The sequence below is a fragment of the Sphingopyxis sp. EG6 genome (assembly GCF_003609815.1).
Lineage (GTDB): Bacteria > Pseudomonadota > Alphaproteobacteria > Sphingomonadales > Sphingomonadaceae > Sphingopyxis.
Window position 1 is genome coordinate 3,274,410 of record NZ_AP017603.1, and the last position, 12,716, is coordinate 3,287,125.

The following is a 12,716-nucleotide window of genomic DNA, read 5'->3' on the forward strand; positions in this document are numbered from 1 at the left end:
TCAGGCGGCGAGTGTCCGGTTGTTCTGCCAGGCGACGCCGATTTTCTCGAAATAGCTTGCCATGCGTTCGCTGCCGCTGTCGGTCAGGCGGACGATCGTCCGGCGGCGGTCGCGTTCGTCGATCGAACGCTGCGCCAGCCCAAGCCGCTCCAGCGTGGTGATCATCCGCAGCCCTGACGACAGCGGCACCCCGGCGCCGGTCGCCAGATCGCTGGCGCTAAGCGCGCGGCCATGGCTTTCGGCCAGCATCAGATCGAGCATCATGTCCCAGATCGGCCCCGCCAGTTCCGCGCTGGCGAAATGATTGCGCCGGATGCGCCGCATCTGGATGCTGAGCGACAGCTGGTTGAGCAGCACCGACTGCGGCGAAGCATCGCCGGCACCGTTACGATAAGTGGGGGTCGCCGACAATTCGCCACCGCGGCCCGCGAGCAGCTCGTGGATCTCGTCGATGCGCGACTTTAGCTCGGCAACTTCTTGGTTCGAAAATTGCTGCATGCGCGGAAACCCCTTGGGGTGCCACAAACATCAGGCCGTAGCGTCACGGTTCCGATTGGACGAACTTGCTGCATAGATGATCAACAGCAGGATCGGGTACGATATATAAACGGACAGGAGCGAATAGGGTCGCGCCAATATCTCCGAAAACATGAACTTCTGCAGATGACCGAAGATGGCGATCAATTGCCAGCCGGTGATCCAATAAGGCCAGAAGCTTTGCGTTTTCAATGCGATGAACCAGAAGCTGATCAGCACCAGCACATCGATGACGAAGATATTCAGTTCAATATCGGTCCAGGTCGGAAAGGGTGACAAGGCACTGGTGAGAACCGAAGCGATCAGGGCGGTATAGGCCGCCCACCGCTCCAACGGGCCGCCGCGTCGGATCGCGACGGCAACCGTTATGAGCAGTACCAGATAGTAGATCGCCACGGACCACATTGTGGCTGCTAACCCTTCCTGATGATCAAACGGCCTGCGCGAACGGGACCGCGGCGACTTCGGCGCCCGCCTGATCGTTGCTGCCTTCGTCGACCAGCTTGGCGCTGGCGGGCTTCACCCCGGCACCGAACATGCGCGTTCCCAGGCCCACTTCCTTTTGCGTTACCGTCAGCGCGAGGTGCGCGTCGGTGAGCAGCTGGCGGACTTCGCCGGCGGCGGCGAGCGCATGGGCCACCTTGGACATCGCGGTCTGGCCGACGATCGCCGACATGTTGGTGTCGCGGCGCGCGGTGGGCAGGGTGGCGGCCAGCTGGGCGATACGGATCATCGCTTCGTCGATGGCGTCTTCGGCCTGGTGCAGGTCGGCGGCGATTTTCTTGGCTGCCGAAACTCGTTCATTCAGCATTTTCTTTTTCCTTGAAAAAGAATGCCACCGGTTTCCCCCCCGTAGCATTCGGTTCGGACTCAGGTCATTACCCGGCCAAGTCCGACAAGGATCGAATAGAGAGCGGAGAAAGCCAAAATGGTCGCGAATGCAATCAAGATTGGCCAGATAATCCTTTCCATCAACCCATGCCGATTGGCCGGCTGGGACGCGGTCGGGAACGGCGAACCGATGTCGAATAGTCGCCGCAACGAACTGCGCCCCGGCTCGGCATCGGGGGGCGCGGGTGCGTCGCCTAGGTCGATCAATTGATATGTCAAAGGCTGATAAGGGGTAACATGATCGAAGACACCGTTAACCGCCAAAATGCGCGCCGCCTCTATCCTGTTGGAAGCATTTAATTTTTTTAGCGACCGCCGTACCCTTTCGTCCACCGTATGCGGCGAAACATTCATCAGGCGCGCGATTTGTTTGGAATTTTTGTGCTCATAAACGTGCCGCAGCGTTTCAATCTGCGCGACAGACAGCAGGCTGATGTAATTGTCGGGGTCGCCGTGCACGGGATTTGAATAGAGCATCACGAGTCGAAATCAAGTTTTGTGGCGGCAACATCCGGCCGCGCAACGCTCGACCGAAACGAAAGTTTTCCCCCAAAAATACTCGCTTCGCGGCGATTGGCGCCCTTCGCACTCCCCCTGTCCCAAGGCAAATTATTTTTTTGCGCTCAAATTGTTTGATGTCTGACGAATAGCCTGCACCTGGCGTCAGTTGCGCCGTTCGACGAGCCCGCGCGCGATCACCTGCGCCTGAATCTCCGCCGCGCCTTCAAAAATGTTGAGGATGCGGGCATCGCACAGCACACGGCTGATTTCATATTCCAGCGCATAGCCGTTGCCGCCATGGATCTGCAGGCTGGCGTCGGCGTTCGACCAGGCGGTGCGCGCGGCGAGCAGCTTTGCCATCCCCGCCTCGATATCGCAGCGCTTGCCGCTGTCCTTCGCCCGCGCGGCGGCGTAGCTCAGTTCGCGCGCGGTGACGAAATCGACCAGGCTCATCGCCAACTTGTCGGCGACGCGCGGAAACTGCACGATCGCCCGGCCAAACTGCTTGCGGTCCAAGGCATAATCGCGCCCCAGCTCGAGCGCGCGCCGCGCCACGCCGACGGCGCGCGCCGCGGTCTGGATGCGTGCGCCTTCGAACGTCCGCATCAACTGCTTGAACCCCTGCCCCTCTTCGCCGCCGAGCAGCGCGTCGGCGGGCGCGGTCATCGCGTCGAATTGCAGCGCATATTCGCGCATGCCACGATAACCGAGCACCTCGATTTCGCTGCCCGACATCCCGTCGGCGGGGAAAGGATCGGCTTCGGTCCCGCGCGGCTTTGGGACAAGCAGCATCGACAGCCCGGCATAGCCCCTTGCACCCGGTAGGGTGTGCGCGAGCAGGGTCATCAGATCCGATCGTGCGGCGTGGGTTATCCACGTCTTGGCGCCGTCGATGACCCAATGATCGCCCTCGCGCCGTGCTTTGGTTTGCAGCGAGCCGAGGTCCGATCCGACATCGGGTTCGGTGAATACTGCGGTGGGCAGAATTTCGCCGCTCGCGATCCTTGGCAGCCATTTCGCCTTCTGCGCATCCGTGCCGCCTGTCGCGATCAGCTCGCCCGCAATTTCCGACCGCGTGCCGAGCGACCCGGCGCCGATCCAGCCGCGCGACAATTCCTCGGTGACGATACACATCACCAGCTTCGAGAGGCCGAGCCCGCCGAACGCCTCGGGGATGCAGACGCCGAAGGTGCCGAGATCGGCCATCGCGCGGACCGTTTCATCGGGGATCAGGTCGTTGGCAAGGTGCCAGCGATGCGCGTGCGGTATGATTTCGGCGTCGGTGAAACGACGAAACTGGTCGCGGATCGCATCGAGGTCGCCATCATGCAGCGTCTCGCTGGGCCAATCGCCACTCGCCAGCGCCGCCACGATTTCGGCGCGCAGCGCGGCATGGTCGGCGTCGAGCAGGTCGGCGCAAGCATCAGCGAGTGTCCGCGCCCCGAGGCCTATGCCAAGGTCGGCGGGCCGGAACATCTCGTTCTGCCCCATCGGCAGGCCGCCGACGAGCTGGCCGATCCCTTCGGCAAAGGCGAGCGTCGCGATCTTGGCGTCGAGCGGGTTGGCGCCTTGTCCGGCCTCGACCCAGCCCTGCACCGCTTCGAGTGCCGCCACCGTCGTCGCGACCCAGGCAAAGCCGTGCGCCGCGCGCTGCTCCTGATCGATCGGCCGTTCGGCCAGCCGTGCGGCGAGCGCGGTTTGTGCCGTCACCCGATAGGCCTGTGCGGCAGCCATTGCGCTGTTCAGATCCGCACAGATCGTCACGGCTCGTCCGCTTTTTCTTCGTCACCCCGGACTTGATCCGGGGTCCATGACTTCGGCGTCGCAATGGACCCCGGATCAAGTCCGGGGTGACGAGGAGGAAGGGTCTGGTTCAATTTGACCGGCTGGCGCTTGGTCATGCGCTGCTCAAACCGCGCGCTCGAAGATCGCGGCAATGCCCTGCCCGCCGCCGATGCACATCGTCTCCAGCCCGTAACGCCCGTCGCGGCGCACGAGCTCGCGCGTCAAATTCGCCAATATCCGTCCGCCGGTCGCGCCGATCGGATGACCGAGAGAAATGCCAGAGCCGTTGACGTTGAGGATGTCGTTCCGGCTGTCTTCGTCGCTCCACCCCCAGCCCTTCAGCACTGCGAGCACCTGCGGCGCGAACGCTTCGTTCAATTCGACGAGGTCAATGTCGCTCCACCCCAGCCCGGTGCGTGCAAACAGGCGCTCCACCGCCGGTACCGGACCGATCCCCATCCGGCTGGGGTCGCAGCCCGCCGCGACCCAGCTGTGAAACCAGGCGATCGGTTCGAGCCCGAGCTCGTCGAGCTTGTCCTCGGCGACGACGAGACATGCGGCCGCGGCGTCATTCTGCTGGCTGGCATTGCCCGCGGTCACCACCGCGCCCGGGATCGTCTTCGCCTCGATCGCGCGCAGTGCGCCGAGCGATTCGAGCGTCGCGTCGGCGCGATAGCCCTCGTCATGGGCAAAGATCACCGGATCGCCCTTGCGCTGCGGCACCGCGACCGGGACCAGCTCGTCGTCGAACAGGCCCTTCGCCCATGCCGCCGCGGCGCGCTGATGGCTCCGCACCGCATAGCCATCGGCGGCCTCGCGCGTGATGCCATAATCCTTTGCCAGATTTTCGGCGGTCTCGATCATCCCGCTGATCACCCCGAAACGCTCGATCGGCTGCGACATCAACCGCCCGCGCGTCAGCCGGTCGTGCAGCACCAGATTGCCGGCGCGCACCCCCTTGCGCACATCGATGCTGTAATGTTCGACGTTCGACATCGATTCGACCCCGCCCGCAACGACGACGTCGGACATGCCGGTCTGGACCATCATCGCGGCGTTGGCGATCGCCTGCAGCCCCGATCCGCAGCGGCGGTCGAGCTGATAGCCCGGCACCTCGAGCGGCAGGCCCGCGGCGAGCCACGACCAATGGCCGATGCTCGGCGCCTCGCCATTGCCATAGCCTTGCGAGAACACGACATCGTCGACGCGTGCCGGATCGATCTTCGTCCGCTCGATCAGTGCCTTGAGCACGACGGCGCCAAGCTGCCCCGCATCGAGGCTGGCGAGCGCGCCGCCGAATTTGCCGACGGCGGTACGGATCGGGGCAACGATGGCAGCGCGGCGCAGGGTCATGTCATTCTCCAGTTTCAGGCAATGCCGACAATACCGGCATCGATCAGCCGGGCAATCTCGCTGGACGGCAGCGACAGGCGATCCATCAGGATTTCTTCGCTATGCTGCCCGTTGCGCGGCGCCGGTCGGGGCGGCTGGCGCGCATCCTGCGGCAAGGTCGCAAAGGCACCCGCGGCGGGATAGGCGAAGCCGCTGGGATTGTCGGCCTGCCCGAAGATCGGATTGCCCGTGACCAGCGCCGGATCCTGCACGGCATCGAGCATCGTGCGATAGGGCGAATGCACGATCCCGCCCGCATCGAAAGCGGCGGCGAGATCGGAATGGCTTCGGCTAGCGATCGCGCGTTCGAACAGCGGATACAGCGCGTCGCGGTGGGTGAAGCGCAGCCCGTCGTCCTTCGCAAAGGACACCCCGCGCGCCGCCTCGACCGCCGCAATCGCATCGTCGAGACCGAGCGCCGCAACCAGATTCGCCCATTGGCGCGGGGTCACCACGACGATCATCGTCCGCTGGCCGTCGGCGGTGACGAAATCGCGCCCGAACAGGCCATAAACCGCGTTGCCCAGCCGCGGACGGTTGGCGCCACTGTACAGCACCTCGGCGACCCCGCCGAGATTGGCGACGGTGCCGATCGCGACATCGGACAGCGGTACCCGCACCTCGCCGCCCTTGCCCGTAACAGCCCGCCGCTGGATCGCGGCGAGCAGCGCGAACGCCGCATAGGCGCCGCTGAGCAAATCCCACGCGGGCAGCACATGATTGACCGGATCGGGTCCGGTGCCGGTGAGCATCGGGTAGCCGACGCTGTTGTTCACCGTATAATCGAGCGCGGGCGACCCGTCGGCCCAGCCCATGATGCGGACGGTGATCAGGTCAGGCCGTTCCGCCGCCAGCACTTCGTGCGCCAAAAAGCCTCCAACCGGGAAATTGGTGATGAACTGGCCCGTCGCACGCACCAGCGCCTGAAGCAGATCGCGCCCCTCGCCCCGCCCGAGATCGAGCGCGACCGATTTCTTCGCGCGGTTGAGGTTTTCCCAATACAGCGAGTCATTGCCATCGGTCACCGGCCAGCGCCGAAAATCGGGGCCGCCGCCGATCTGGTCGACGCGGATGACCTCTGCCCCCATCTGCGCGCAATAGAGCCCGGCGGTCGGCGAGGCGACGAAGGACGAGGCTTCGATCACCGACAGGCCGGTCAGCAGGTCGTACATCCGCTCCTATTCCCTCTCGCGCGGCGCCGACATCGGCACGATGGGGCATCTGGCGCACCCGCGCGCGCGAGTCAAACGGGTCGGGCTCAAAGGATCGGCAGCTCGTTCGTCGATTTGATTTCGGACAGCGCCACGGTCGAATTGATTTCCTGCACTCCGGGCAGCTTGCTCAATTTGTCGAAGAAAAACGCTTCATAGGCATCGATGTCCTTTGCGACGATGCGCAGCATGAAGTCCATATTGCCCATCAGCACATAGGCGCCGAGCACTTCGGGAAAGGCCGCGATCGCGTTACTGAATTCATCGAGGTTGGCGCGGCCGTGCGCGTTGAGCTTGACCTGCGCAAAGATATGCGCGTGCAGCCCAACCTTGCGCCGGTCTACGACCGCGACGCGCCCCTTGATATAGCCGTCGCGTTCGAGCCGGTCGATGCGGCGCCAGCAGGGCGACGGCGACAGCCCGACGCGCTCGGCAAGCTCGGCGGTGGTCAGGCTGGCATCGCGCTGGAGCTCACGGATGATATTCTTCTCGAAGGGATCAAGATCGGTCATTTCAACCTCAATTTTCTCAATTGTGAGAAACTCTGACCTTCATAACGCCAAAAACTCGAAATATCGAGCAAGATTGACCTGCTCCGGTCTGCGATAACAGGCGCAGAGCAGGAGGCTATGATGGTTGTGCAATTTTCGGGTCGTTTGCCCGCCCTTGAAACCGTCCGGCTGGAGGACAAGAGCGTCGGGCTGGACGGCGTCATTGTCGTTCATTCGACGACGCTAGGGCCGGGCGCCGGGGGCTGCCGCCTGTGGCATTATCCCGACCTGGACCAGGCGTTTACCGACGCCTTCCGGCTCGCCGAGGGTATGAGTTACAAGAATGCGATGGCCGGGCTGCCCTTTGGCGGCGCCAAGGCGGTGCTACGCCGCCCCGACGCGCCGTTCGACCGCGCCGCGCTGTTCGCCGCCTTTGGCCGCGCGGTCAAGGCGCTGGGCGGACGCTATGTCACCGCCGAAGATGTCGGCACGACCGTCGCCGACATGCAGGACGTAGCGCGCGAGACACGCCATGTCGCGGGGCTGGCCGCGGTCGGCGCCGCGGCGGGCGGCGATCCGTCGCCGTGGACCGCCGCGGGTGTGTTCGGCGCGATCGAGGCGGGTGCCACCTTCGCGCTGGGCTGCGACCTCAAAGGGCTCACCGTCGCGGTGCAGGGGACCGGCAATGTCGGCGGCGAACTCTGCCGCCGTCTCGCCGATGCGGGGGCACGGCTGGTCATCGCCGATGTCGCACCGGGGCGCCGCGACCGGTTGGCGACGATCCTCGGCGCGCGCGTCGTCGCCGCCGATGCGATCGCGTCGGTCGATTGCGACATCTTTGTCCCTTGCGCGCTCGGCGGCATTCTCGACGAACCGACCGTCGCGGCGATGAAGGCCAGGCTCGTGTGCGGCGGCGCCAACAACCAGCTCGCGGCCCCCGAGGTTGCGGCCATGCTGCGCGATCGCGGCATCACCTATGTCCCCGACTATGTCGCCAACGCCGGCGGGATCATCAGCGTTTCGGCGGAATATCTCGGCGAAAGCGCCGCCAGCGTGGCAAGCCGGGTCGCGCAGATCGGCCCGCGCGTCGCCGCCATCCTGGAAGAGGCTTCGCGCCGCGGCCTGTCGCCCGCGACCGTTGCCGACGAAACCGCCGAGCGGCTGATCGCATCGGCGGGCCGGATCGCGGCGTGACGCGGCAGTTCCGGATCGTCGCCTATCCCGATCCGCAAACGCTGCCGCGCATCATCGGCGTGTTCGCGCAGCGGTCGCTGATTCCCGCCACATTGGCGGCACGTCTGTGCGACGGTATGGTCCAGATCGAGGTCGGCTTCGACGATCTCGACCCCGCCACCGCCGCGATCGTTACCGCAAAACTGCACGAAGCGGTGCTGGTCGCCAGCGCGCGCTGCGATGTTATCGAAAACGCCGAGGACGGTTGCGGCGCACCAGCCACGCCGACCGCCGCCGCGGCATGATGAACCGGCACGAACGGCGGATTCTCTGGCGATCACAGGAAATGGCGCACCCGAAGGGATTCGAACCCCTGGCCTCTGCCTTCGGAGGGCAGCGCTCTATCCAGCTGAGCTACGGGTGCCAATAGAGCGCGGCCTCTAGCAAGAGCGCGGCCCGGCAGCAATGGCCTATCGACCGGGGCGCGGCAATGTGCGAAGCGGCGCCATGGGCATGGGGACCGCGGCGTGAACGCATCATCCGAACGAAACTGGCCGATGGCCGCCGACCTGTATGGCGAAATGCAGCTCGAGGCGCATCCTCCGGCCCGGCGGCGCTGGCGCGACTATCTGCCGGGGGTGCTCGTCACCTCGATCGCGGCGCTCGCCGCCGCCTGGCTCGCCGATCATTATGCGGCGCCGCTGGTGCTGATGGGGTTGCTCATCGGCCTCGCGATGAGCTTTCTGTCGCAGGACCGGCGGACGCACGCGGGGCTCGATTTGATGTCGCAGACCGCACTGCGCATCGGGATCGTGCTCGTCGGGGCGCGGATCACCGCCGACCAGCTCGCCGAACTGGGGCCGCTGCCCTTCGCGCTGCTCGTGCTGATCATGCTCGCGGTGATCGTCATGACCGTCGCGACCGCGCGGCTGTTCGCGCAGGATCGCCACGCGGCGCTGCTGGCGGGCGGCGCGACTGCGATTTGCGGCGCGTCGGCGGCGCTCGCACTCTATTCGCTGATCGGTGACAAGCGCGTCGACCAGGCGCGCTTCACGCTGACCCTGGTCGGGATCACCGTCGCTAGCGCGTTCGCGATGACACTCTATCCCGTACTCGCCGCCGAGCTTCACCTCACCGACGCGCAGGCGGGCTTCCTGATCGGCGCGTCAATCCATGACGTCGCGCAGGCGATCGGCGGCGGTTTCTCCTTCTCAGCCCCCGCGGGCGAGGTGGCGACGATCGTCAAGCTGACCCGCGTCGCGCTGCTCGCGCCGATGCTGATGCTGGTGGCGCTGTGGCTGGGACGGCGCGGCGAAGGCGATGGCGCGCGCAAGATCCCGCTGCGGCTGCCGTGGTTCATCGTCGGTTTTCTAGCGATAGCCGCGCTCAATTCGCTCGTGGAAATCCCCTCATCTGTTCAGGATGGCGCGGCGACCAGCGCGCAGGCACTCCTCCTGCTCGCAATCGTCGCCACCGCGATGAAGGCGCGGCTGCACCTGCTGCTCGATCAGGGGTGGCGGAGCTTTGCACCGATCATCGTCGCGACGGTGACCAGTTTCCTGTTGTCGCTGGGTGCTGCATTGAGCCTGTGACGCCGCGACGTCACGCCATACCTCTGGAAGAACTTAGCTTTTCGGCAATGCCCAGCTGACGGTCAGCTGCGTCGCGCGGCGCGGGATGTCGAGCTTTGCTTCGCTGAAATTGACCTTTTCGTTGGGCGGCAGCATCCGCACCGGCGGCTTGATCGTCCAGCTATAGACGATCGTCCCCTGCGCATCGCGCAGTTCGGCGAGGATCGGCGGCACGCGTTGTTCGCGGTCGGTCGGGTTGATGATCACCCCCGATGCGGCGAAATAGATCGTTCCGTCGGCGAGCTCGCGATGGTCCTGGTTGGGCGGCAGCTCGATCACCAGGTCGGGTTCGGCAGCCATGCCGGGCAGCCCTAGGCCTTGCGCCCAGCTGGGCAGGCCGAAATATGTGAGTCCAGCGGTTGCCGCGATCATCAGCACGGCGGCGCTCGCCGCGATCAGCGTCCAGCGCTTCGCCGGATTGCGCCGCGGGCGGCGAAAGGGCAGCGGCGCTTCGTCAAAGACCGGGGGCGCCGCCCGCGGCGCCGGGTCGGCGGCAAAGGCTTCGGGCGGCGGCGGCGGCGCAGGTTCGGCGACCGGGACCGGACGTTCGGGATGGGAAGGAACGGGTGCAGGTGCGGGCTCGCTTGCCGGAGCCGCGACCGGCGCGTCGACGGCCGCCGAAGCGGTCGGATCGATCGCCGCGGGCTCCTGAAACCAGCTGTGACGGCAGCTTGCGCAGCGCACGGTGCGCCCGGTCGGCCCGATCGCGGTATCGGGTACGACATAACGGGTGCGGCAGGACGGGCAGGCGAGGATCATGGTCCCCTTCTAAACACGCTGATTCGCGGTGTTGCAAGTGCCGCGTCGTCGCACGCCGCCCACTCCCCGCTTTACCTGACACTATAGCCGTGTAACAGGCGGGGCATGAGCGCCGCCGCGCCCCGATTATGTCCCACGCTTCCCGCGCCGAACCGCGTGCGCGTGACGCCATGACCGACGCCGCCGCTCCGCGCCCCGGTGGCGCGATGGTCGAATTCGACGGCGTGGGCCTGCGTTATGGCCCCGATGCCGAAGTGCTGAGCGACATCAGCTTCAACCTGCAACCGGGCAGCTTCTATTTCCTGACCGGCGCCTCTGGCGCGGGCAAGACCTCGCTGCTCAAGATGCTCTACCTCGCGCAGCGACCAAGCCGCGGCATCGTCCGGCTGTTCGGCGAAGATCTGGTGAGCATGCCGCGCCAGCGCCTGCCCGGCTTTCGCCGCCGGATCGGGGTGGTGTTTCAGGATTTCCGCCTGATCCCGCATCTGTCGGCACGCGACAATATCGCGCTGCCGCTGCGGATCGCGGGGGTCGGCGAAGACGATCTGTCGGGGCCAGTCGGCGAAATGTTGAGCTGGATCGGCCTGGGTGACCGCGCCGAGGCGCACCCGGCGACACTGTCGGGCGGCGAGCAACAGCGCGTCGCGATCGCGCGCGCGGTGATCGCGCGCCCGCAATTGCTGGTCGCCGACGAACCGACGGGGAACGTCGATCCTGAAATGGCGACGCGCCTGTTGGGATTGTTCGAGGCGCTGAATCGCCTCGGGACCACCGTCGTGGTCGCCACGCACGACATTCACCTGATCAGCCGCATCGAAAATGCCCAGATGATGCGGCTGGAAAAGGGCCGCCTCGCCGACCCCACCGGCGCGCTGCGCTATCCGCCGGCGAACCGGGCATGACGGGCCGCCGATGATCATCCCCCGCGTTCCCGTCCAGCACCGCCGCCTGCTTCCCGATCGCCGCCTGTCGGGCCCGACCCCGTGGGTGATCGCGATCCTGATGATGCTGACCCTGCTCGCCGCGGCGGCCGGTGTCGGGCTGGCGCGATCGGCGAATGCGATCGGCAGCGCCATCGCCGGACGGGTCACGGTGCAGATCGTCACCCCCAACCCGGTCACCCGCGCCGAACAGGCCGCGGCGCTGCGCCGCGCCGCCGCCGCCCAGCCCTTCGTCCTGTCGGCGCGCGCGGTCGATCGCGCGGAGCTGCAGGCGACGCTCGGACAATGGTTTGGCAGCGCTGATGGCGACGATCCGGTACTGAATTCACTTCCGCTTCCCGCGCTCGTCGATATCGATTTTGTCGGCGAAAACCGTAGCCGCCACATGCAGGAGCTGCGCGCATTGGTCGCCGCCGAAGCCCCCGGCGCGCGGATCATTCCGCATGCCGAATGGCTGGGGCCGGTCGCCCAGTTAATCGGTTCGCTCGCATGGATCGCCGGCGCGCTCGTCATATTGATGACGCTCGCCAGCGCCGCGGTAGTGATCATGACCGCGCGTGCGGCGCTTGGAACCCATTTCGCGACGATCGAGATGCTCCACCTGATCGGCGCCACCGACCGCCAGATCACCCGGCTGTTCCAGCGGCGGATCGCGATCGACACCGCCTATGGCATCGCGCTGGGCACTGCGGTCGCCGCGGCGCTGTTGCTCCTGATCGGCTGGCAATGGGCGGGGGTCACCTCGGGGCTGGCGGCGACCGCGTCGCTCGGGCCGACCGGCTGGGCGCTCTTGCTGGCGCTGCCGCTATTGGCTATCGCGCTCGCAGCCCTGACGGCGCGCCAGACGTTGCTCGCCGCGCTCAAGAAGATATTATGATCAAGCGCCTGCTTTCCCTTCTGTTTCTGGCTTGGGTGCTCGGCTTTGCATGGTTTGCGCTGCTGCCGCCGCTCCCCGCTGCGGCGCAAAAAACCGACGCCATCGTCGTACTCACCGGTGGGCCGGGGCGCATCGACCGGGCGCTCGAACGGCTCGAGGCAGGCGATGCCAAGCGCCTGCTGATCAGCGGCGTCGCGCGCGAGGTGAAACCGCGCGAGCTGGCGGCGGAATATAAACGCCCGCAGGCCTTGTTCGATTGCTGCATAGCGCTGGGGTTCGAGGCCGAGGATACGCGTTCGAACGCGACCGAGGTCGCGACCTGGGTTGCGCGGCGCAACTATAAAAGCGTGCGGCTGGTGACCACCGACTGGCATATGCGCCGCGCCGAATATGAGATCGCCCGCGCGGTTGGCGACAAGGTGACGATCCTGCCCGACGCGGTGCGCAGCGAGCCCAATTTCGCCACGCTGTTTCGCGAATATCACAAATATCTCGCAGGGCTGGCGGGCGGCCTGCTCGGTCTGTAA

The 12,716-nt window shown here is 65.9% G+C and carries 15 protein-coding genes and 1 tRNA gene; 6 read left to right on the forward strand and 10 right to left on the reverse strand.

What is annotated here, in order from left to right:
• The 8 genes from SPYCW_RS15840 to SPYCW_RS15875 form a co-directional block, all read right to left on the reverse strand.
• Entirely contained in the window at positions 1 to 498 is a 498-nt protein-coding gene (locus tag SPYCW_RS15840; RefSeq protein ID WP_120217621.1) for a MarR family winged helix-turn-helix transcriptional regulator, read from the reverse strand.
• A gap of 30 nt (positions 499 to 528) precedes the next feature.
• Positions 529 to 942 carry a hypothetical protein gene (locus tag SPYCW_RS15845; protein ID WP_120217622.1) on the reverse strand — a complete coding sequence of 138 codons (414 nt, stop codon included), beginning with the start codon at positions 940 to 942 and terminating at the stop codon, positions 529 to 531.
• 25 nt (positions 943 to 967) lie between these two features.
• Entirely contained in the window at positions 968 to 1,348 is a 381-nt protein-coding gene (locus SPYCW_RS15850; protein ID WP_120217623.1) for a hypothetical protein, read from the reverse strand.
• A gap of 59 nt (positions 1,349 to 1,407) precedes the next feature.
• Positions 1,408 to 1,905, reverse strand: coding sequence for a response regulator transcription factor (locus tag SPYCW_RS15855; RefSeq protein ID WP_210423392.1), 498 nt, complete (start codon positions 1,903 to 1,905; stop codon positions 1,408 to 1,410).
• Positions 1,906 to 2,091: 186 nt separating this feature from the next.
• Entirely contained in the window at positions 2,092 to 3,663 is a 1,572-nt protein-coding gene (locus tag SPYCW_RS15860; protein ID WP_120217625.1) for an acyl-CoA dehydrogenase family protein, read from the reverse strand.
• Between the two features lie 174 nt (positions 3,664 to 3,837).
• A complete protein-coding gene (locus tag SPYCW_RS15865; RefSeq protein ID WP_120217626.1) occupies positions 3,838 to 5,067 on the reverse strand; it encodes an acetyl-CoA C-acetyltransferase in 1,230 nt (409 codons plus the stop codon).
• A 14-nt stretch (positions 5,068 to 5,081) separates the two neighbouring features.
• Positions 5,082 to 6,278 carry a CoA transferase gene (locus SPYCW_RS15870; RefSeq protein ID WP_120217627.1) on the reverse strand — a complete coding sequence of 399 codons (1,197 nt, stop codon included), beginning with the start codon at positions 6,276 to 6,278 and terminating at the stop codon, positions 5,082 to 5,084.
• Positions 6,279 to 6,364: 86 nt separating this feature from the next.
• The gene (locus SPYCW_RS15875; protein ID WP_120217628.1) at positions 6,365 to 6,829 is read right to left on the reverse strand and encodes an Lrp/AsnC family transcriptional regulator; all 465 of its coding nucleotides are present in this window, start codon (positions 6,827 to 6,829) and stop codon (positions 6,365 to 6,367) included.
• A gap of 120 nt (positions 6,830 to 6,949) precedes the next feature.
• Between SPYCW_RS15875 and SPYCW_RS15880 the strand changes: the two genes are divergently transcribed.
• Together SPYCW_RS15880 and SPYCW_RS15885 are read left to right on the forward strand one after the other, a co-directional pair.
• Complete coding sequence (locus tag SPYCW_RS15880; protein ID WP_120218350.1) at positions 6,950 to 8,002, forward strand: Leu/Phe/Val dehydrogenase; 1,053 nt, start codon at positions 6,950 to 6,952, stop codon at positions 8,000 to 8,002.
• Positions 7,999 to 8,286, forward strand: a complete 288-nt coding sequence (locus SPYCW_RS15885; RefSeq protein WP_120217629.1) for a hypothetical protein — start codon at positions 7,999 to 8,001, stop codon at positions 8,284 to 8,286. Before SPYCW_RS15880 ends, SPYCW_RS15885 begins: the two co-directional genes overlap by 4 nt.
• 42 nt (positions 8,287 to 8,328) lie before the next feature.
• Here the strand turns inward: SPYCW_RS15885 and SPYCW_RS15890 are convergent.
• A tRNA-Arg gene (locus SPYCW_RS15890) sits at positions 8,329 to 8,405 on the reverse strand.
• Between the two features lie 133 nt (positions 8,406 to 8,538).
• On the opposite strand from SPYCW_RS15890, the gene SPYCW_RS15895 reads away from it, so the two are divergent.
• Positions 8,539 to 9,573: a YeiH family protein gene (locus SPYCW_RS15895; protein ID WP_120217630.1), complete on the forward strand. Its 1,035-nt coding sequence runs from the start codon at positions 8,539 to 8,541 to the stop codon at positions 9,571 to 9,573.
• Between the two features lie 33 nt (positions 9,574 to 9,606).
• On the opposite strand, the gene SPYCW_RS15900 is transcribed toward SPYCW_RS15895, so the two are convergent.
• Positions 9,607 to 10,371: a zinc-ribbon domain-containing protein gene (locus SPYCW_RS15900; RefSeq protein ID WP_120217631.1), complete on the reverse strand. Its 765-nt coding sequence runs from the start codon at positions 10,369 to 10,371 to the stop codon at positions 9,607 to 9,609.
• Positions 10,372 to 10,541: 170 nt separating this feature from the next.
• On the opposite strand from SPYCW_RS15900, the gene ftsE reads away from it, so the two are divergent.
• Genes ftsE through SPYCW_RS15915 form a run of 3 tightly spaced genes read left to right on the forward strand, consistent with a single transcriptional unit; the run spans position 10,542 to position 12,716 of the window.
• Complete coding sequence (gene ftsE / locus SPYCW_RS15905) at positions 10,542 to 11,273, forward strand: cell division ATP-binding protein FtsE (protein WP_120217632.1); 732 nt, start codon at positions 10,542 to 10,544, stop codon at positions 11,271 to 11,273.
• Positions 11,274 to 11,283: 10 nt separating this feature from the next.
• Positions 11,284 to 12,189 (forward strand): cell division protein FtsX, encoded by a 906-nt coding sequence (locus SPYCW_RS15910; protein ID WP_120217633.1) that lies wholly within the window; start codon positions 11,284 to 11,286, stop codon positions 12,187 to 12,189.
• A complete protein-coding gene (locus SPYCW_RS15915; protein ID WP_120217634.1) occupies positions 12,186 to 12,716 on the forward strand; it encodes a YdcF family protein in 531 nt (176 codons plus the stop codon). Before SPYCW_RS15910 ends, SPYCW_RS15915 begins: the two co-directional genes overlap by 4 nt.

Coding starts and splice junctions, on each gene's coding strand:
- SPYCW_RS15860 (WP_120217625.1), bottom strand. CDS start 3,663: ATGGCTGCCGCACAGGCCTATCGGGTGACGGCACAAACCGCGCTCGCC.
- SPYCW_RS15850 (WP_120217623.1), bottom strand. CDS start 1,348: ATGCTGAATGAACGAGTTTCGGCAGCCAAGAAAATCGCCGCCGACCTG.
- SPYCW_RS15880 (WP_120218350.1), top strand. CDS start 6,950: ATGGTTGTGCAATTTTCGGGTCGTTTGCCCGCCCTTGAAACCGTCCGG.
- SPYCW_RS15875 (WP_120217628.1), bottom strand. CDS start 6,829: ATGACCGATCTTGATCCCTTCGAGAAGAATATCATCCGTGAGCTCCAG.
- SPYCW_RS15900 (WP_120217631.1), bottom strand. CDS start 10,371: ATGATCCTCGCCTGCCCGTCCTGCCGCACCCGTTATGTCGTACCCGAT.
- SPYCW_RS15895 (WP_120217630.1), top strand. CDS start 8,539: ATGGCCGCCGACCTGTATGGCGAAATGCAGCTCGAGGCGCATCCTCCG.
- SPYCW_RS15910 (WP_120217633.1), top strand. CDS start 11,284: ATGATCATCCCCCGCGTTCCCGTCCAGCACCGCCGCCTGCTTCCCGAT.
- SPYCW_RS15855 (WP_210423392.1), bottom strand. CDS start 1,905: ATGCTCTATTCAAATCCCGTGCACGGCGACCCCGACAATTACATCAGC.
- SPYCW_RS15915 (WP_120217634.1), top strand. CDS start 12,186: ATGATCAAGCGCCTGCTTTCCCTTCTGTTTCTGGCTTGGGTGCTCGGC.
- ftsE (WP_120217632.1), top strand. CDS start 10,542: ATGACCGACGCCGCCGCTCCGCGCCCCGGTGGCGCGATGGTCGAATTC.
- SPYCW_RS15845 (WP_120217622.1), bottom strand. CDS start 942: ATGTGGTCCGTGGCGATCTACTATCTGGTACTGCTCATAACGGTTGCC.
- SPYCW_RS15865 (WP_120217626.1), bottom strand. CDS start 5,067: ATGACCCTGCGCCGCGCTGCCATCGTTGCCCCGATCCGTACCGCCGTC.
- SPYCW_RS15870 (WP_120217627.1), bottom strand. CDS start 6,278: ATGTACGACCTGCTGACCGGCCTGTCGGTGATCGAAGCCTCGTCCTTC.
- SPYCW_RS15840 (WP_120217621.1), bottom strand. CDS start 498: ATGCAGCAATTTTCGAACCAAGAAGTTGCCGAGCTAAAGTCGCGCATC.